The following is a 17,401-nucleotide window of genomic DNA, read 5'->3' as shown; positions in this document are numbered from 1 at the left end:
GCGCCAGCTGGCCGACCACGGCGGTGGTCTGCATGAGCCTTTCTCTGCTCAGCCTCCGTTCGACTGAGGGATCCCCTCCGCAAGAGCGTCGAAGCGGTAGACGAAGCCGCCATCGGAGCCGCTGACCGACGCGTAGGCATCAGTAGTGCCGGGCGCGATAGCGACGTTGGTCGCGGAGCTGAGGCCTGATGCCTCCTCCGCCGGCACCACCACCGTGGTCACGAGGGCTCCGTCGATGTTGTAGATCAGGATCTCCGGACGGTTGTGCACCCCGACGTAGAGGTTGCCGTCCGAATCCACCGCGATCGAATCGACTTGGCCCACGCCCGCGGAAGCAAAGATCGCGGGGTGAGCAGTAGCGACCTCCAACCCGCCAGGAGACAGTGTCAGCCGATCGATGCGGTTGCCGGTGTTCAGCCCCACCCAGAGTGCGTCGTACTCGGGTGAGAAGCCGATTCCGTTCGGCGAGGGCAGCTCCGAGGCCAGCACGGTCGCCTGCGCTGTCACCGGATCGATGTGGATGACACGACCGCTCGCCTCCCAGTAGGGCGCCGTCGCATCTGCCGCATCGGTGACGTATAGAGCGCCGTCGCGACCGAACGCGATGTCGTCGGGCTGCATGGGCGCCCCGTCGACCGGGCCGGCGAAGACTTCGCGGACATCGGTGCCATCGGTGGTCATGCTGCGCACCGCGCCGCCGACGAAGTCGGTCACGTAGAGGCGGCCGTCCGCCGGGCCGAACTGCGCGGAGGTCAACACGCTCGTGTCATCGGTATAGACGGTCTCGACGCTCTCGTCCTCGACGTCCACGCGAAGAACCTTGCCCTCCCCCGCCGGCGCCACCACGTCAACGACATACAGGCTCCCGTCGGGGCCGAAGGTCGGCCCCTCCAAGAGGGTCATCCCGGTTGCCTCATGGACGTCCGTCACCTGCATGACGCGTTCAGCGATCTGTTCCGCTGCTATTGGCGCGTCGGTGTCGTCCGGGGTTGCGGCCGCCGTGCACCCCGTGAGTAGCAGCACGGACGGCACCGCCAGGGAGACGAGCGCGCGCCTCATCGGGAGGCTCCGACCGTCGCGCCGACGAGTACGTCCCGCATGCCGTCTTCGCGCCACTCGCGCAGAAGTCGGTGGAACGCGATCGGTCCCGGGCTGTACGCGGCGCCGGCGATCGAGCGGGTGCCCTCGCCGTTGTAGTAGCCGGGCGTGCACTCGGCCTGGAACGCCCGGGTGTCGCTGGCGGTCTCGTGGACGGTGCGCACCCACGCCTCCTCGGCCTCGGCCGACGGCTCGAGGTAGCGGGCGCCGACCTCGCGACCGCGGGCGATGACGGCGGCGATGTGCTCGGCCTGCTCGAGGAGGATGTGCGCGAAGTTCACGGAGTTCGCGTTCTGGATGCCGCTGAGGTGGAAGAGGTTCGGGAAGCCGTGCGAGGAGAACCCGTGCAGGGTCCGCGGGCCTCGCGCCCACGCCTCCAGCAGAGTGCGCCCGCCGCGACCGGTGACGGGCAGAGTGCCCGACATGACCCCGGAGATCCCGACTTCGAAGCCGGTGGCGAAGATGAGGCAGTCGACTTCGTACGCGGCGTCTCCGACGAAGACGGAGGTCTCGGTCACCCGGGTAATGCCGCCCGCGTCCGCCGTGTCGACGAGGGTCACGTTCGACCGGTTGAAGGCCGGAAGGTACGTGTCGCTGAAGCCGGGCCGCTTGCACATGTAGCGGTACCAGGGCTTGAGGGCTTCGGCGGTCGCGCGGTCTTCCACGACCTCGTCGATGCGCGCGCGGAGGCGGTTCATCGTCGCGAGGTCGTCGAGCTCGTCGCGCCGCTCGCGCTCCTCGAGCGAGAGGCTCTCGTCGACCGCGCCGGTGAGGATCTGCCGCTGCAGGGCCGTCGTCGCGGTCCAGCCGTCCTGGACGAGGCTCTCCGCGACGGGCTCGCCGGCGAGGACCGCGAGGAAGTTCTCCATCCGCTCGCGCTGCCAGCCGGGCTGGAGGGACGCGGCCCACTCGGGGTCGGTCGGCCGGTTGTCGCGGACATCCACCGTCGACGGAGTCCGCTGGAAGACGACCAGCTCGCGAGCATCGGCGCCCACGTGCGGAACGACCTGGAGGCCTGTCGCTCCGGTGCCGACCACCGCGACGCGCTTGTCGGCGAGCCCCGTCAGGCCGCCGTCGGCCGAGCCTCCGGTGTAGCCGTAGTCCCAGCGGCTGGTGTGGAAGGTATGGCCGCGGAAGTTCTCGATCCCGGGAATGCCCGGGAGCTTCGCCTGCGTCATCGTGCCCGAGGAGGTGACGACGAAACGAGCGCGGAAGCGGTCACCGCGATCGGTGCCGACGATCCACTCGTCGCATTCCTCGTCCCAATCGAGTGACGTCGCCCGGGTCTGGAAGAGCGCGTCGCGGTAGAGCCCGTAGTGCTCCGCGATCGCGACGGAGTGCCGGCGGATCTCCTCCCCCGGTGCGTAGCGCTCGCTCGGCATCGTGCCGACCTCTTCGAGCAGCGGCATGTAGACGTAGGACTCGATGTCGCAGCGGACCCCCGGGTAGCGGTTCCAGTACCAGGTGCCGCCGACGTCGCCGGCCTCGTCCATCAGCCTGATCGACTCCACTCCGGCCTCTCGCAGCCGCGCCGCAGTGAGCAGGCCGCCGAAGCCGGCGCCGATCACGAGGACCTCCACGCGGTCCTCGACCGGCTCACGCCCGACGTGCTCGGTGTAGGGGTCCTTCGCGTAGTAGCCGAATTCGCCGGCGGCTCGTGTGTACTGGCCGGCTCCGTCGCGTCGGAGGCGGCGGTCCCGTTCGTGGCGGTACTTCTCGCGGGCGGCCTCGAGGTCGAGGGTGGCGGTGCTGGCGGTGCTGGCGGTCATCGTCTCTCGCTTTCGTCGCGCCGTGCGGCGCGACGTCCGCGGTCTTCCCGGACATCCGCGCAGAAGCAGGGTTCCCCCGTCTTCTCCGCGAACGCGCCGACACGACTCCGGATCGATCACTTGCTGCAGAAAGGTTAGCGTCGAACTAAGTAATTGTGCTGGGTGTCCGCTGACATCTACGGTGAGCGGATGCGAACCGATGACGCCCGCGCACGCACGATGTCGAGCATCGAGGCGCTGTCCATTGCGATCACCGTGCGGTCGATCCCGCGGGTTCTCGAGCCACTGATGACGACGGACCTGACGATTCAGCAGCTCAAGGCGCTGACCGTCGTCGTCACGACCGAGGAGGGCGCGACCGGAGCCGGACTCGCTCAGGCGTTCGCCGTGTCGATGCCGTCGATGTCGAAGCTCGTCGACCGCCTCGCGGCGGCCGGTCTGGTCGTCCGGGCGGAAGACCAGGTGGATCATCGGGTTCGCCGCATCCACGCGACGGACCTCGGTAGAGCGGTGGTCCGCGAGCTCATGGCCGCCCGGCCGGAGCTGGGCGAGGATGTCCTCTCCCGCCTCAGCCAGGAGGAGCTCGAGGCTCTCGAGACCGGGCTCCGGGCGATCAGCCGGGAGCTGCGCGGACCGCGCCCCTGACCGCTACTGGACCGACCAGCCGCCGTCGGAGGCGAGCACGATGCCGTTGACGTTCGCGGAATCGTCGCTCAGCAGCCAGGTGATCGAGGCCGCCATCGTGTCCGCCGACACCACCGGCGGGATGAGGGTGAAGAACGGCGCGAGACGCTCGCGTCCGAAGTCGGAGGCCATGCTCCCCTCGATCGCCGTAGCGGTCGGACCGGGCGCGACGGCGTTGGTGCGGATGCCGGAGGGTCCGTAGAGGAAGGCGGCACTCTTGGTGATGCCGACGACCGCGTGCTTGGACGCGGTGTAGGCGGTGCCGGCGGCGTTACCGCGCAGTGACGCCTCCGACGCGATGTTGACCACGGAGCCCCGGCCCTGCGCCAGCATCAGCGGCAGGACCGCGCGGCTGAGCGCGAAGGTGCCGTCGACGTTCACCGAGAACACTCGGCGCCAGAGGGCGTCCTCGGTCTCGTGCAGGGGCGTCATCCCGTCCATGATCCCTGCGATGTTCGCGAGACCGTCGACCCGCTCCCCCGCCGCTGAGAGGATCTCGGCGACCCCGTCCGTCGAGGTGATGTCGGCGGTCACGGTGACGACTGTGCCCTCGGGCGACGACGCGGCCAGCTCGTCGATGCCCTTGGGCACCACGTCGACGGCGATCACGCGGCCGCCCTCGCGGAGGATGCGGCGCGCGGTGGCGCGGCCGATTCCCGAGCCGGCGCCGGTGACGATCACCGTCCGACCGGTGAACCGGCCGTCGCCGACGGACTCCTCCTGCGTCTCCTCGAGGGGAATGACGCCGCCGTTGGCCTGCTTCACGAGCGTGTCGACCAGCTCCTGCGGGAACCGTCCGCCGCCGAGCTCGACGAGCGTTCGCAGGCTCAGGCCGGCCGCGGGGCGCAGGTCCTCGGCCGACTGGCCGCCCTGCGCGAGGATCTCCCGGAGGAGCGGGCCGCCGACGGCGTCATCGAGCCATTCCTGCAGGGTGTTCTTCGAGGTGAGCATGTCGTTCTCCTTCGTCTCGGGAACGTCGTTCCCCGCGAGGGGCGCGACGCTCTCTCAGAATCGCCGATCCCCGTCCGGGCGGCGTCGTCCAGGCGCGGCGGTGCAGCTACTGCGTTTGCAGTAGAAGTCACCGATGAGCCGGCTCGAGGGCCGGTAGTACTTCACCAGGGAGGGCCGGCTCTTCCTCCGCGAGAACTTGAGGCTTAGGGATGAACACCGCGAGGGCAGCGCAGAGGATCGCGGCAGCGAGGCCGAAGAGGAGCGCGAGGGTGAAACCCGACTCCGAGGGTACCGAGCCTCCGGAACCGCTGACCGCCGAGTTCGCGAGCACGGCGGCGACGACGGCCGCGGCGATGCTCGTGCCGAGGGCACGCATCAGCGTGTTCAGCCCGTTCGCCGCGCCGCTCTCGCTCACCGGGACCGCGCGCATGATCAGCGTCGGCATGGCCGCGTAGCCCAGGCCGATCCCGATGCCGATCACGACGTTGATCACGAGCACGAGCCAGACGGTCGGCTCGAGCACCACGGCGGCGAGGTAGGCGAGGGCGATGATGACGGCCCCGGCCACCAGCAGCGGCTTCGGGCCGACCCGCTTCTCCACCCGGCCTGCGACGGGCGACATCGCGAGCATCGCCAAGCCCGAGGGCATCAGGATCAGGCTCGCCTCGAGCAGGGGCAGGCCCAGGCCGCCCGTGGTCTCGGGGAGCTGCAGCAGCTGGGGGAAGACGATGCTCGAGGAGAACAGCGCGAATCCCATGGCGACGGACGCGAGGTTCGTCATCAGAACGGGGCCGCGAGCGCTCACCCGCAGGTCGACCAGCGGGTTGCTGCGGCGTAGCTCGTACCAGCCCCACAGCAGCAGGGCCACGACTCCGATTCCGGCGCTGATCAGCGTCGGCGCGCTCGTCCAGCCCCACTCGTTGCCGCGGGACACCGCGAGGAGCAGGCCGACGAGGCCGATCGCGAGTCCGACGGCGCCGCCGAAGTCGAACCTCCCTCGCGCGTTCGAGACGCCTCCCGGGATGACGATGACGAAGAGAGCGAGGGCGACGGCGCCGATCGCGGCGGCCACCCAGAAGAGGGCGTACCAGTCGAAGTTCTCGGTGACGAGGGCGCTGATCGGCAGGCCGAGCGCTCCGCCGACGCCGAGAGTCGCACTGACCAGGGCGATGGCCGAGCCCAGTCGCTCCTTGGGCAGGATGTCGCGGAGGATCGAGATGCCCAGCGGGATCACCCCCATGCCAGTGCCCTGGAGGCCTCGGCCGATGATCAGCGGCACGACCGTCGGCGAGAGCGCGCAGATCACGGATCCCGCGATCAGGAGGGAGAGCAGCACGATCGCGACGCGGCGCTTGCCGTACATGTCGCCGAGCTTCCCCGAGACGGGCGTGCAGATCGCCGACACCAGCAGCGTGACCGTGATCACCCAGGCCGTGTCATCGCGGCTCGCGTCGAGCAGCTCGGGGAGCTGCGCCTGGATCGGGATCAGGATCGTCTGCATGAACGACGCCCCCATCCCCGCGAAGGCGAGGACGGCGATCACGAGATTTGGACGGAGCTTCCTCCGTGTAGCTAGTGGCTCGGCAGCGGTCGCGGTCATCGATTCTCCTGGCTCGAACGGTGTCTTTGATACTTAGTATCCACACTGATACCGCGTCTCACATCCTATGCTCGAAACATGGCTGCGGGGGTGAGGGATCGAGCGCGAGACCTCTTGCGCGCGCAGTTCGCCGCGGCGGTGCTCGAGGTGTTCCTCGAGCGCGGCTACTCCACCGTCACGGTCGAGGACGCTGCACGGGAGGCCGGAATGTCGCGGGCGACTTTCTTCCGCTACTTCGGCAGCAAGGAGGACGTCGTCATCGCTGCGGTCGAGAGCAGCAGCCTCGACCATGCGGCGGCGCTACGGGCTCTGCCCGCCGGCACTCGAATGTCCGGTTGGCAGCTGGTGCGCCTAGCGATCGAACCGGTCATCGTCATCGCCGCTGAGGACCCCGACGGGTACCGAGCCCGACTCCGCTTGATCATGAGCGAGCCCGCGCTCACCTCCCGGCTGAGGGAGCGCCGAGCAGAAAGTGCCGTCGTGCTCGCCATCGCGCTCGCCGAGCGCATCCCCGACGCATTCACCGCACGAGTCCTCGCGAACGCCGCACTCGCAGCAGTCGACATCGCCTGGGAGTACTGGGCAGTTGAGGACAATGCCGACCTCGGCGCGCTGGTCGATGCCGCCTTCGAGCGCCTCAGCTCGGCCGCTTACTTCGTCACCTGAGCCGGTCTGGCGGAAACATCCCTGTCGGCGGGGCAGCGTAGGGGAGCATGTCGCCGGCCCGGTTCTCGTCCGTCGACGTCGCAAAGGGGCCGCCGGGCGAGAGGAGGACTCGCATGTGCGGGTCGAGGTGGTTGATCCAGTAGGCGCTGAGTGAGCCTGCGCTGGTGCGGATCTCTTCCCACATCCGCCAGAGGGCTTCGATGCGAGTCAGCGCTTCGACGCTGCTCCACCACTCGGCCGCCCATCGTTCGCCGGCGCTCTGGCCCTTGGCTGTCACCCGGCGTCGGTAGGAGGGGCGGAGAAACTCCCTGACCCACTCGTCGGCGGATCCGAAGTACGTCGCCGGCACCTCCTCCTCGTCCACGTCCTCCGCCTCGACGGGGTGCAGCGTGACGGGATCCGTGTCGACGTCGAACAGATCCTCGTCGCTCATCGCTCGCTCCGGAGAGTCGCGTTCTGCTCCGCGTCGACGTCCGCCGCAGGCTGCTCCTCGAGCGGAGACATCACCGTCACGACAGGCGAGACGGGTGCAGCGTTCGCGGGTCCGCTGCTGGCGTCGTGAGCGGCAATGGAGGCGTTGATCGCGGCGACCTGCTCTTTCGGCCCGTTGTACCAGGGCACCGTGTCGACCAGGGCAGCGCGGGCGCCGGAGGAGAGCATGATCGCGCGGCCGCGGCCCATGCTGGTGAGGTCCGCGACTTCGAGGATCTTCTCTCGGCGCAGCGCCGAGGTGGTCGAGCGGACGCCCTTGTTGTAGCTGGCGGAGGTGGTCTCCTTGTCGTAGGTGCCGATCAGCTCGGAAAGGGTGCGCAGGAACTCGTCTTCCGCGACTCCGCCGGCGTACAGCTTCACGTTCGCGGCGGACCACAGCTTGAGCATGCCCTCCTTGCCGAACACGCCGACGCCCTGGGACCAGGACTGGAACACGGCCATGATCGGGATCCCGCGCGAGCCGTAGTGCGAGTACAGGTCGGGGAGGTCCTTCCACCGGCACACGTTCGCGGCCTCATCGAGGACGGCGACGAGGGGCGTCGCGAGGCGCCCGCCGCGTGAGCGCGCGGCGTGCTCTTCCGCGGCCTCGATCGTCGCGGCGGTCAGGGCGGTGACGAGGGGGCCGGCGGTGCCGGCGCCCTCCTTCGACAGCGAGTACAGCGTCTGGGTCGACGTGACGAACGTCTCGGGAACGAACTGCGGGCGGGTGTCGTTCGGGCGGGCGTTCACCCAGTCGGCGGTCGCGGCGCTCTTCAAGCACACGGCCATGCCCTGCGCGGTCGAGTAGATCCCGTCGCGGGCCTTGTCGGCGGTGTTCATGATGCCGCGGACAGCTCGCGCGTTGGTCGGGTAGCCGTTGTCGTGCAGGAGCTCGACGGGGGTTTCGTCCTCGACGGAGGTCAGCCAGAGCAGCACGTCGCTGATCGGCCGGTTCCCGGCCGCGGCCGCGAGCAGCAGATCGGACAGCAGCTCTTGCCCTTTGCCGTCGAAGTAGGCGTCGGTCTTCGCGTTCATCGCCCGGGTGCCGGAGGCGAAGTGCGTCGCGAGCTTCGCGGCCTTGGTGTCGTCGGTGACGTAGGAGAGGGGGTTCCACCACCAGGTCGCGTCCTCGAACGCGACCCGCTGCGGGTCGAACACCCACACGTGGCCCTTGGCGGCGCGCACGTCGCGGGTTGCGTCGAGCACGTCCCGCTTGTTCGAGGTCGTGACTACGGCGCCGGGCGCGGCCATGATCGCGGGGATGACGAGCGAGGTCGACTTGCCCACGCGAGGGCCGGCGATCAGCAGCATCATGTCCTCGAACGAGGCGTAGAGCATCTGCTTCCCCAGGTGCAGCCGGCCCACCGGGACGCCGGGGTTCTCAGCGACGCCGAGGCGGGCGGACTTCTTCAACGCCTCCTTGCGCATCATCGGTGCCAGATCGCGGGGCGTCGCCATGTATCGGGCGGCGTGGTCCACGCTCGAGCGGTTCTTCCGTCCGAGCGAGCGCATCCACACGAGCCAGAGGCCGACGAGGACGATGACGGCGACGGCGGCCGCGGCGATCATCGTTGCGGACGTCGACCACACCACTCGGCCGCGGAACAGGCCCGAGATGATTTCGAACGGATCGGACGGCAGGCCCTCGTTCACGCCGTCGAGCTGCGATCCGACCGCGACGGCCACCCAGACGATGCCGATCGCAGCGATCGCCGCGAGGGCTGCGCCGAGCATCAGGGCGTCGTTGCCTGCCTTGCCGGGCTCGCGGCGGCGGTTGTTGGCGGTGGCGCTCATGCGGACTCCTCTGTGTAGATCGGGCCAACCCACCGCGGGGTGCAGTCGTCGGCGGGTGCTTGGTGCGAGGTCCCCCAGGAGAGGACCGCGAGGCCCCGCTCCACGAAGGAGACGGGAAGATCCGTCGTGTGGAAGCCGTGCTCCCCCGGAGCGGACCGCTGGCAGGTCCAGCGGTAGCCCTCGAACGCGACCGTCGACGCACAGCTCACGCGATCACCCGGTCCCACTGGTCCCAGGCGACGAAGCCCGCCAGGAGCCCGACGCCACCCCAGCAGAGGGTAAGCAGGAACCGGTCGCGGTCCGCCGTCCGCTGACGGGCGCGGAGCGCGCTGACGATCGCGGCGCCGGCCGCGACGCAGCTCGCGCCGAAGGCGACGAGGACGCTCACGGCAGGATCTCGACGTTCACGGGATCGGTGGGCAGCGGCTCCGCTGCGCGTCCGGCGCGGGAGGTCGCGTGCCAGAGCTTGTTGGTGTCGTTGACCTCCTTCTCCGCCGCGGTCAGCTCGACGCGCACCGGGATCCCGGGACGTCCGCCGACCTTGATCAGGAAGCGGCCGCGTCCGGGCGGCTCTGACTCGTGCCCGGACACGGGGTCCCAGGCGGGCGGGTCCTGCCAGGAGGTGAGCATCCCCTGTTCCGCGATCGACATCGGCACGGCCGAGGTCAGCAGCGGCATCTCCGCGCCGGGGAGGCCGCCGCAGATGACCATGCCTGAGCGCTCCACGAAGCCCTTCGCCTTCATCTGATCCTCCGAGGAGGCCAGTGCGAGGAGGTCCGACATCGTGTGGCTGATCATCGCCAGGCCGACGCCGCGCGCACGGTTCAGGCGGGTGAGGGCGTCGACGCGATCGACCATGCCCTTGCCCGCGCGCAGCGCCCGCCACAGCTCGTCCAGGATCACGAAGTAGTGCCGCTGCGGTTCGAGCTCCGCGTCCGCGAGGGCGGCCGCGACGTTGACGGTCCCGAAGCCGGCGGACCAGCAGGCGAGGAGGATCGCGGCTTGAAGGTCACCTTCGGAGTCATCGATCGAGGACACGTCGTAGACGACGGGCCGGTCCCGGCGCATCGGCGTGGTGGTCTGCTTCGAGAACACCTCGCCCAAGCGTCCACCGGTGGTGAGGCCGATGAGGGAGGCTTCGAGGTTCTCGGTGACGTCCTTGTACTTCTCGATGTCGCCGCGGTCCAACGCGACCTGACGAATCTCGTCCGGCGCCTCCTGGATCACGCGCAGCAGGTCCGCGAGGACCGGCACTCCCTGGTGGTGCTCGTCCAGGTACTTCAGTGCCCGGTCGATGATCGTCTCTTCACGGTCACTCGGCGGCTGGGAGCGGAGGATCGTCAGCAGCGCTGCGACCATCGTGTGCCGGCGGCCGTGGGCGTCCGCGAGGACCTGGTGCGCGAGGCGCTGCACCTTCGCGGCGTGCTTGCGCAGCCGGCCGACCTTTGCGATCGTCGCCGCGGTGTCGTCGGAGACGCCGAGCGCGTCGACCTGGTGCGCGAGCTCGTCGGCCCGCTCGAGCGAGCGGTCGGCCTCGTCACGGAGGCGCTGCGCTGCCTCCGACGCCTCGCCGGGATCGAGGATGTTCAGGTAGCCGCGGCCACGGCCGAGGGGGATGACCTGCCCGTCGAGGGCTTCGATCAGATCCACGTAGTCGGGCTTGAGGTCGCCCAGTACGAGGGGGATCGTGCCGTACCCGGCGAGGCCGGCGGCCATGCGACGGGTCAGCGAGGACTTCCCCAGGCCGGGCTTGCCGAGCACGAACATCGACGGGTTACTGATGAGGTTCGCACGCTGGAACCAGCTGATCGGGTCGCAGCAGACGGAGGCACCGGTGGAGAGGTTCTTCCCCAACGGCACCCCGATCATCGGCGTACCCGTCCCGACCGAGAACGGGTACAGCCCGCACACCTGCACGGTCGTCCCGCGGAACTCATCGGCGGCCGTGACGTTGACGGCTTCACCACCGCCGCGACCGAGCCACCCGCGGATCGTCGGGCGCAGAGGACGGCGCAGCGCGGTCCCCTGGGCCTTCTTCTTCCCGCCGTGCGGGATCTCGACCTTTTTCCCCTCCCGGCGCCGGGTGCGCGGGGTCCTGCGCTCCCGAGTCAGCGTCGGCCGCTGCGCGACCACCGCGGCCGGAGGTCCGCTCTGCCCGCGCGCTGCTCGCTGCGAGGGTGTGGCCGTGTCGGTGCCGGGCTCTGCCGAGGACGACACGGCACCGGTGGGCAGGCCGTCGCCGGTCAGCTCCTCCCCCGTCGTATCGCCGTGGGCGGCGGTGACCGCTCCGTCCGGCAGGACGTCCTCGCCGGGCTCGAGCTCGTTGTCGCTGTTCGAGGAGAACAGGCGGGTGATCAGGCTCACAGGGACTCCCTCACTTCGGTGGGCAGGCGCAGGTGACGCGGGAGCACGAGCCCCAGCGGCAGACCCGCAGCGAAAACGGTGTCCTGCGACCCGAACGCCGGCCGCACCCGAAGACGCGCCGCGGCGGTCAGCGAGTCGATCGCCGCGCGCGCGTCCGCCTCGTGCACAGCGTCAGTAGTCGTCGCGGTGACGATCAGGCCGAAGTTGAGCAGGCCAGCACCGGAGGCCTCCTCCGCCGCGGTCGCCTGGGCGGAGCGGGTAGAGAGGGTCGAGCGGGCAGTGGGCTTGGTCGACGCGGAGCTGTTGAACTGCGCCGCGTTCAGGTCCGCCTCCACGATCGCCGCGGCGCGGGCCGGGTCGATGGGGCGGTAGAGCAGGGTGACGCGCTTGCGAGCGACGTCACGGTGCGGAGCCAGCAGACGGGCGAGGATCCCGGACTGCACGACTCCGCGCGGCGGGGAGGTCATCGTCCACGACGTGGACACGGCGCCGTCGTGCCGGTACGACTCCCACCGGGACTCCGCGGCCGCGGGGCCGACGTCCGTCCAAAACAGCTCCGGCACGTCACCCGAGGCGCGGGCCTCATCGATCAGGACGGCGGCGCCGGGGTCGTAGGCGATCCGGATCACCTCGCACAGCTCCTGAGCACCGAGCGGCCGCGCAGCGCCGGCCCCGGTCGCGGCAAGGCTCGTCGTCAGGCCAGGCAGGCGGGCGGCGAGGTCAGCAGCGACCTCCTTCGCGTTGCGGCGCTTCCCGCCGATGCGAGACAGGGAAGAGAAGGTGATCGCGACGTAGGCGCGGATCGTGGCCGACCCGACCGGGTAGCTGCTCACGACCTCCGAGAGCATCGCTCGAGCGAACTCCGGCGCATCCGGGTCCATCGACCCCTCGACCTCCGAGCGCAGGCGCGTACCGGTATCGGGGGCCGTCTCGACGGTGACGGAGGCCGCCTCGATACCGGGCTCGTCTCCGAGATTGGAAAGCCAGATGCCGTACTCCGCGACCTGGTTGTTGACCTGCTCCTGATCCACCAGCGCGGCCCCGTCCGGCTCCGTGGCGATCACGACGGTGTAGTGCTTGGTCGAGGGGACGTGCACGAGAGCGAACCGGCGCCCGTGCGAGTCCTCGTGCTCGGAGAGCTGCGACGCCGCAGCCAGGCCCGGGAGCTGAAAAGTGCCCCACTTCGCTCGACCCGCGGGACCGGAACGGTAGACGTTCGCCCCCTTGGCCTTCGTGCGCATCCAGTTCACGCGATTCACCGTCCTTCCAAGGGCGCTCTGCCCGTGCTTGTCCTTCACCGAAACCGTCAGCAAGATCCCGCCGAAGATCGCGGCGACGACGAGCGCGGCCCCGAGGCCGGAGAACATCGACGCGATGATCGAGGAGAGGATGCCGACGAACAGCACGCCCGTGGCGAGCTGCCCGAGGCCACCGAGTCCCGCGGTCTGCGGGCGACGCCAATTGCCGTACGTGCGCGGCGCCTCAGCACTTCGCGTGGGGGTTGTCGTGCTCATCAGTTCCCGCTTCCGTTGCCGCCAGTGGCGTCGTCCGTGGCGGCCTTGACCGCTCGTGCTGCGTGCTTCGCGCCCTCGGCGGCCTTCCCGGCCACCACAAGGCCGACACCGATCGGGCCGCCCGCCGCGGCCGCGGCACCACCGGCTGCCGCCGCGCCGCCCGCAGCTGCGCCGCCGCCGGCCGCAGCTCCGCCAGCGGCGCCGCCGCCTGCGCCGGAGGCGGCCGGAGTCGCAGCGGGTGACCCCTTGCTGCCTGCGGAGGCGCTGCTGCCGGACGGTGCGGAGCCGAAGCCGCCGCCGCCGGGCGTTCCTCCGCCCCCGCCGCTGTCGCCTCCGCTGCGCGAGCGGATCGCTCCGCTGGCAATCTCCGCCGCTCCACCGGCCGCGGCCGCACCGAGCAGGAGGCCGGCCCCGCCACCACCGCCGCCCACCGAGGCGACAGCGGGGACGAGGAAGCGCATCAGGGCGGGCAGTGCGACGAGCGCGATGAGCATCAGCGCGAGGCCGGTGACGATCTGGAACAGCCCGGTGCCGTCCGACTTGAACAGGTCAGTGCCGGTCATCCGGAAGGCGATCGCGTAGACGATCGCCGCGGCGGGCTTGTAGAGGATGAAGGCGAGGGTCCAGGCGAGGGTCTTCTTGAACCACTGCTGCCCGATCTCGGTGTTCGTCGCGGCCGCGGCGATCGGGAAGATGCCGGCGAGGACGACGAGCATCGCGCCGCGGAACACCATCAGCGCGACCTGGACGTACGTCATCAGCACGGCGAGGATCCCGAGGAGGAAGAGGCCGATCAGGCCGATGGGAGCGGTCGCGGTGAGAGAGATCATCGCGAAGACGTTGGTGCCGAAGCAGTTGCTCTCACCGTTGGTGACGTCGCAGTCGGTGGAGTTGTTGAGGATCCAGACCGAGAACGCGTCCCCGGCCTGCGTGGCGAGGCGGATCGCGACCAGTCCCGCTCCGGCCACGGCGATCAGCGTCAGCACCGACCGGGCGAGGGTGCGCAGCTCGCCTGCGCGCTGCGTCCACACCATGCGGCCGGCGGCGATGAGGATCGAGAGGATCGCGAGCCCGCCGGCGTACCACTCGAGCTGCCCCTGCACCCAGCCGACGGTGCTCGAGGACTCGTTCAGGTGCAGCGCCAGGGGCAGGAACCCTGTCACGAGCGCGGAGGCGGAGGAGAGCAGGAAGACGGCGAAGATGATGACGCCGATGCGTCCCATGTGAGCCTCGCCGTCGCCGTGGCGGCGACGGGTGCTCATCATGACGCCCGCGATGATCAGCGACATGACCGCGAGGCCCGCCGCGACCCACGTCACGTAGCCGAGGATCGTCTCGAACGCTTCGGGAAGAGGCGGTGTGCCGCCGCCGTTAACGCCGCCTCCCCGGTCGACGACGGTCACCGGGGAGGGAACATTCACCCAGAGGGTGCCGAGCGAGACGACCGCTTTGCCGAAGCCCTCCAGGATGTTGTTGACGAACTGCTGCAGAGCGTCGTTCGACGCCTGCGAGACGACGTTGCCGATGCCTTCTCCGGTCCAGCAGAGAACGTCGACGACGGAGCACGGCTCTTTGTCGGGGACTGGGGTCATGTGGTGCCGCTCCAAGGGAGGTAGCCGCCGAGGCTCTGCAGAGCGACCGGGCGGAAGGTGGGGAGTCCGTCATCGGTGAGCACGAACTTCCAGTCGCCCTCGGACCAGCTGAGGGCGTAGGGGAAGCTGATGAGACGTCCGTCGGAGATCTGGAAGGCGATGTCGATGGTGGCGTTCTGGCCGTCGTAGGCGAGGACTTTCACGCCGGCGATCTGGGAGCTCAGGCCGGTGTTGCTCTGAGTGGTCTCGCGGGCCAGCGCGGCGTCTCGACCGGGGCCGGGGACGGTGAGGCGTTCGGTGACGAGGTCGCTCAGACGGCCGTCCGTTCCCATCGCCCAGAGGTTCGCGACCGCGAAGGCTGCGCCTTCCACGGTGTGCGCGTAGCAGCTGCGGACTCCGTCGGCGTCGATGACGCCAGGTCCTGCATCGTCCGAGGAGGGCGCTGCCATGGTCCCGACGATGGTCCATTCCGCGTCGGGTGCGGCAGCGAGGCTGCCGCTCTCGTCGAGTCCAGGGAGGCCGCAGATGCTCGCAGCATCGGCGTCGAGCTCTGAGGCCTGGGAGGTGGGCGTTGCAGTGGTGGCGGGCACGGCGGTGCCCTGCCCGCCACCACTGTCCAGGGACGTGACGGCGAGCAGGATCGCGGCCAGGACGAGAATTCCGAAGACGATCGCTCCGAAGATGAATCCTCGACTGGTGAACGGGTTGCGGGACTGCGTGTCGCTCATGACGTCGTGCCTCTCGTTGGTGATGCCGGTCGGTGTCCTCGTGCGCTAGCTGCCCATGAGGAAGCCGACGATCGTGAACGCGGCGGACACGATGATCACGCCGACGAGGAGTCGGCCGAGCCAGCCGCCGATCTCTCCGCCTTCGCCGCGGCGGGCGGAGACGGTCATGGTGACGCCGAGGATGATCAGGCCGACGACGGCGACGCCGAGGCCGACCCACTTGGCCCAGCCCATGACGGTGGTGAAGGCCTCGAATCCGGGCGGCATGCCCCCGGGGCCCGGGTCGGGGACGACGGCCCCGAAGCTGCCAGCGGCTGTGATCAGGTCGGAGGTGAGGGCGAGTACAGACATGGTGTTCTCCGTTTCGTGTGGTGGTGGTGCGGGGTGTTCGGCACCGCCGGTTAGGGCGCCGAAAAGGTCCGGCTATCCGGTGGTAAGGGGGCCGTCGGCGTAGGCGACGTCGAAGTGCAGGTGGTTCGAGGTGTCCGTGAACTGGGTGATGTGCTGGTAGCTGGTCGAGCGGCACTGGATCTGCCCGGCACGCGAGCCCGCCGGAACCTGTGGGTCCAGGACGGTGAGGAGCGTGAGCGCGTTCGCGTCGCAGCCGGTCGTGGCCGTGCCGTCGAAGGAGAAGAAATCGACCGCGTTCCCGCCGCCGTTCATCCAGTGCGAAGAGCCGGTGCCGGCGCCTAGGAGGGATCCGGTGCACTGGCGGTTGAGGTCGGAGACGCCCACCTTCCCGAACGTGTTCAGCGCGATGGTGATGATCTGGAGGATCCGCACGTCGATGCCGCAGTTCTCCTTGGCGGTCCCGGCGGCCATATCGCGGATCTGCTGCGCGTACCTGTCCTCGAGCAGGCGCAGCCGGCCCTCCTCCATCGCCGTCACGAGTGCGGCTGCGAGGGCCTGCGCGTCACCGGACACGGCGACGCATCCACTGGCCGGCGCAGGAGTCGCGGGTGCGGTACCGGTCGGCGTCGACGGGACACTAATCAGCGCTGTCGTCGCCGTGGGTGCGGTCGTGCTGCTGCCGAGGCTGTTGAGGTAGGTCATGATCGCCACTGCGTCGGCGCGGTACTTCGTGTAGTGGTTCGGGTCGGCGTTGCGCTGGACCTTGTTGATAGCGATCGAGGGCTCCATCGCCTGCCAGCCCTCGACCGCGACGAGGCGGTCGTAGAAGAAGCCCGCCGAGGTCGTCGGGTCCATTCGCTGCTCAACGGTGCCCCAGCTCGACTGCTGCTGGAACAGTCCGATCGAGTCAGCAACTGACCCGCCCGGGTTGATCGCACCGTCCCCGTAGCCGATGTTCACCAGGGATGACTCCCCGATCGCCGTCTGCACGCCCAGCGTCTGCCCGTCCGCGCCGAGCCGCTTCGCCGCTCCCGCGTTCACGATCAGTGCCGCATTCACGAGCTGGTCATACCCGTAGGCGCCGACCTTCGCGTCCGCCGGGATCGCGGAGACGTTGACGGGTCCCCCGCCCGGCAGGCATGCTGCGGCAGCGGAACCGCCGAAGAACAGCACCCACAACAGCGTCGCGACCGCCACGACGGGCACCATGACCGCCGCCAGCACCCCCAGTCCCCCCTTCTCCACTCGGCTACTCCAAGGCCAGAGGGGTGATCTGTTCCACGGCCCAGGGAGTGCTCTCCGTGGTGCGGTGGACGTACACGGAGTACACCCCCGCGTCAGTGGGGACGAGGATGCGCATCGTGAACGCACCGTCACCGTCGCGGACGGTCGCAGCGCCCGTGAGGCTCGTGCAGGGCACGTTTGCCGGGTCGACCGTCTCGTAGGCCACTGCTGCCCGCTGGCTCAAAAACGGGTAGAGCTCGCTGATCCAGGTGTCGTAACCGATCGTTGGACGGCAGAACGCCACCGCCGCTTCCGTCGCAATCGCGACGGGTCTGCTCGCCGGAGACGGTTCTGGGGACGGCTCCGCATCGACCGGCTGTACGTCCTCGGGAGTCGGCGTCGGCGATAAGAGTCGGATGCTGGGGAGAGGTGAGGCGGTCTTCGGTGGCTCGTTCTCATGAGACGCCTCACTCGGCGAGGTCGACGAGCAGCCGCTCACGAGGAGGGAGGCGACGAGGGCGAACAAGACGGTTGAGTACCGAGACGAAGAAGCGGGCACACGACAAAAATACCGATTTCGGTAGCTAATGCAACC

At 69.5% G+C, this 17,401-nt stretch carries 16 protein-coding genes; 2 read left to right on the top strand and 14 right to left on the bottom strand.

The features are described from left to right. Positions 1-48 precede the first annotated feature (48 nt). Together EDF36_RS18625 and EDF36_RS18620 are read right to left on the bottom strand one after the other, a co-directional pair. On the bottom strand, positions 49-1,059 hold the full coding sequence (locus EDF36_RS18625; RefSeq protein WP_123734151.1) for an SMP-30/gluconolactonase/LRE family protein: 1,011 nt from the start codon (positions 1,057-1,059) through the stop codon (positions 49-51). Next, positions 1,056-2,867 carry an NAD(P)/FAD-dependent oxidoreductase gene (locus EDF36_RS18620; protein WP_123734150.1) on the bottom strand — a complete coding sequence of 604 codons (1,812 nt, stop codon included), beginning with the start codon at positions 2,865-2,867 and terminating at the stop codon, positions 1,056-1,058. Before EDF36_RS18620 ends, EDF36_RS18625 begins: the two co-directional genes overlap by 4 nt. A 189-nt stretch (positions 2,868-3,056) precedes the next feature. Between EDF36_RS18620 and EDF36_RS18615 the strand changes: the two genes are divergently transcribed. Beyond that, positions 3,057-3,512, top strand: coding sequence for a MarR family winged helix-turn-helix transcriptional regulator (locus tag EDF36_RS18615; RefSeq protein ID WP_148060096.1), 456 nt, complete (start codon positions 3,057-3,059; stop codon positions 3,510-3,512). 3 nt (positions 3,513-3,515) lie between these two features. On the opposite strand, the gene EDF36_RS18610 is transcribed toward EDF36_RS18615, so the two are convergent. Together EDF36_RS18610 and EDF36_RS18605 are read right to left on the bottom strand one after the other, a co-directional pair. Next, on the bottom strand, positions 3,516-4,502 hold the full coding sequence (locus EDF36_RS18610; protein ID WP_123734148.1) for an SDR family NAD(P)-dependent oxidoreductase: 987 nt from the start codon (positions 4,500-4,502) through the stop codon (positions 3,516-3,518). 127 nt (positions 4,503-4,629) lie between these two features. After that, positions 4,630-6,102, bottom strand: a complete 1,473-nt coding sequence (locus tag EDF36_RS18605; RefSeq protein WP_123734147.1) for an MFS transporter — start codon at positions 6,100-6,102, stop codon at positions 4,630-4,632. Positions 6,103-6,216: 114 nt separating this feature from the next. Between EDF36_RS18605 and EDF36_RS18600 the strand changes: the two genes are divergently transcribed. Further along, positions 6,217-6,768: a TetR family transcriptional regulator gene (locus tag EDF36_RS18600; protein WP_185020553.1), complete on the top strand. Its 552-nt coding sequence runs from the start codon at positions 6,217-6,219 to the stop codon at positions 6,766-6,768. Here EDF36_RS18600 and EDF36_RS18595 read toward each other — a convergent pair. From EDF36_RS18595 to EDF36_RS21010, 10 genes are all read right to left on the bottom strand, one after another. After that, positions 6,761-7,201, bottom strand: a complete 441-nt coding sequence (locus EDF36_RS18595) for a DUF4913 domain-containing protein (protein WP_123734145.1) — start codon at positions 7,199-7,201, stop codon at positions 6,761-6,763. The genes EDF36_RS18600 and EDF36_RS18595 overlap by 8 nt on opposite strands. Further along, a complete protein-coding gene (locus EDF36_RS18590) occupies positions 7,198-9,033 on the bottom strand; it encodes a type IV secretory system conjugative DNA transfer family protein (protein ID WP_123734144.1) in 1,836 nt (611 codons plus the stop codon). Before EDF36_RS18590 ends, EDF36_RS18595 begins: the two co-directional genes overlap by 4 nt. Before the next feature lie 205 nt (positions 9,034-9,238). Then, entirely contained in the window at positions 9,239-9,421 is a 183-nt protein-coding gene (locus EDF36_RS18580; protein WP_123734142.1) for a hypothetical protein, read from the bottom strand. Next, the gene (locus tag EDF36_RS21920; RefSeq protein WP_397459918.1) at positions 9,418-11,088 is read right to left on the bottom strand and encodes an ATP/GTP-binding protein; all 1,671 of its coding nucleotides are present in this window, start codon (positions 11,086-11,088) and stop codon (positions 9,418-9,420) included. Before EDF36_RS21920 ends, EDF36_RS18580 begins: the two co-directional genes overlap by 4 nt. A gap of 305 nt (positions 11,089-11,393) precedes the next feature. Then, the gene (locus EDF36_RS18565) at positions 11,394-12,911 is read right to left on the bottom strand and encodes an SCO6880 family protein (RefSeq protein WP_185020552.1); all 1,518 of its coding nucleotides are present in this window, start codon (positions 12,909-12,911) and stop codon (positions 11,394-11,396) included. Then, entirely contained in the window at positions 12,911-14,503 is a 1,593-nt protein-coding gene (locus EDF36_RS21435) for a hypothetical protein (protein WP_185020551.1), read from the bottom strand. Before EDF36_RS21435 ends, EDF36_RS18565 begins: the two co-directional genes overlap by 1 nt. Then, positions 14,500-15,231: a hypothetical protein gene (locus EDF36_RS18555; protein WP_123734140.1), complete on the bottom strand. Its 732-nt coding sequence runs from the start codon at positions 15,229-15,231 to the stop codon at positions 14,500-14,502. The genes EDF36_RS21435 and EDF36_RS18555 overlap by 4 nt, the downstream gene beginning before the upstream one ends. 45 nt (positions 15,232-15,276) lie before the next feature. After that, positions 15,277-15,582 carry a hypothetical protein gene (locus EDF36_RS18550; protein WP_056045694.1) on the bottom strand — a complete coding sequence of 102 codons (306 nt, stop codon included), beginning with the start codon at positions 15,580-15,582 and terminating at the stop codon, positions 15,277-15,279. A gap of 72 nt (positions 15,583-15,654) precedes the next feature. Continuing rightward, a complete protein-coding gene (locus tag EDF36_RS18545) occupies positions 15,655-16,827 on the bottom strand; it encodes a hypothetical protein (protein ID WP_123734139.1) in 1,173 nt (390 codons plus the stop codon). 4 nt (positions 16,828-16,831) lie between these two features. After that, positions 16,832-17,332 (bottom strand): hypothetical protein, encoded by a 501-nt coding sequence (locus EDF36_RS21010; protein ID WP_148060095.1) that lies wholly within the window; start codon positions 17,330-17,332, stop codon positions 16,832-16,834. Positions 17,333-17,401: the final 69 nt, after the last annotated feature.

Origin of the sequence: Rathayibacter sp. PhB152 (assembly GCF_003751395.1) — a bacterium.
Classification (GTDB): Bacteria; Actinomycetota; Actinomycetes; order Actinomycetales; family Microbacteriaceae; genus Rathayibacter; species Rathayibacter festucae.
This window is presented reverse-complemented; position numbering and strand designations above follow the sequence as displayed.

What these genes read in the sequence shown, in the direction of transcription:
- EDF36_RS18625 (WP_123734151.1), bottom strand. Translation starts at nt 1,059, where the DNA reads ATGAGGCGCGCGCTCGTCTCCCTGGCGGTGCCGTCCGTGCTGCTACTC.
- EDF36_RS18620 (WP_123734150.1), bottom strand. Translation starts at nt 2,867, where the DNA reads ATGACCGCCAGCACCGCCAGCACCGCCACCCTCGACCTCGAGGCCGCC.
- EDF36_RS18615 (WP_148060096.1), top strand. Translation starts at nt 3,057, where the DNA reads ATGCGAACCGATGACGCCCGCGCACGCACGATGTCGAGCATCGAGGCG.
- EDF36_RS18610 (WP_123734148.1), bottom strand. Translation starts at nt 4,502, where the DNA reads ATGCTCACCTCGAAGAACACCCTGCAGGAATGGCTCGATGACGCCGTC.
- EDF36_RS18605 (WP_123734147.1), bottom strand. Translation starts at nt 6,102, where the DNA reads ATGACCGCGACCGCTGCCGAGCCACTAGCTACACGGAGGAAGCTCCGT.
- EDF36_RS18595 (WP_123734145.1), bottom strand. Translation starts at nt 7,201, where the DNA reads ATGAGCGACGAGGATCTGTTCGACGTCGACACGGATCCCGTCACGCTG.
- EDF36_RS18590 (WP_123734144.1), bottom strand. Translation starts at nt 9,033, where the DNA reads ATGAGCGCCACCGCCAACAACCGCCGCCGCGAGCCCGGCAAGGCAGGC.
- EDF36_RS18565 (WP_185020552.1), bottom strand. Translation starts at nt 12,911, where the DNA reads ATGAGCACGACAACCCCCACGCGAAGTGCTGAGGCGCCGCGCACGTAC.
- EDF36_RS21435 (WP_185020551.1), bottom strand. Translation starts at nt 14,503, where the DNA reads ATGACCCCAGTCCCCGACAAAGAGCCGTGCTCCGTCGTCGACGTTCTC.
- EDF36_RS18555 (WP_123734140.1), bottom strand. Translation starts at nt 15,231, where the DNA reads ATGAGCGACACGCAGTCCCGCAACCCGTTCACCAGTCGAGGATTCATC.
- EDF36_RS18550 (WP_056045694.1), bottom strand. Translation starts at nt 15,582, where the DNA reads ATGTCTGTACTCGCCCTCACCTCCGACCTGATCACAGCCGCTGGCAGC.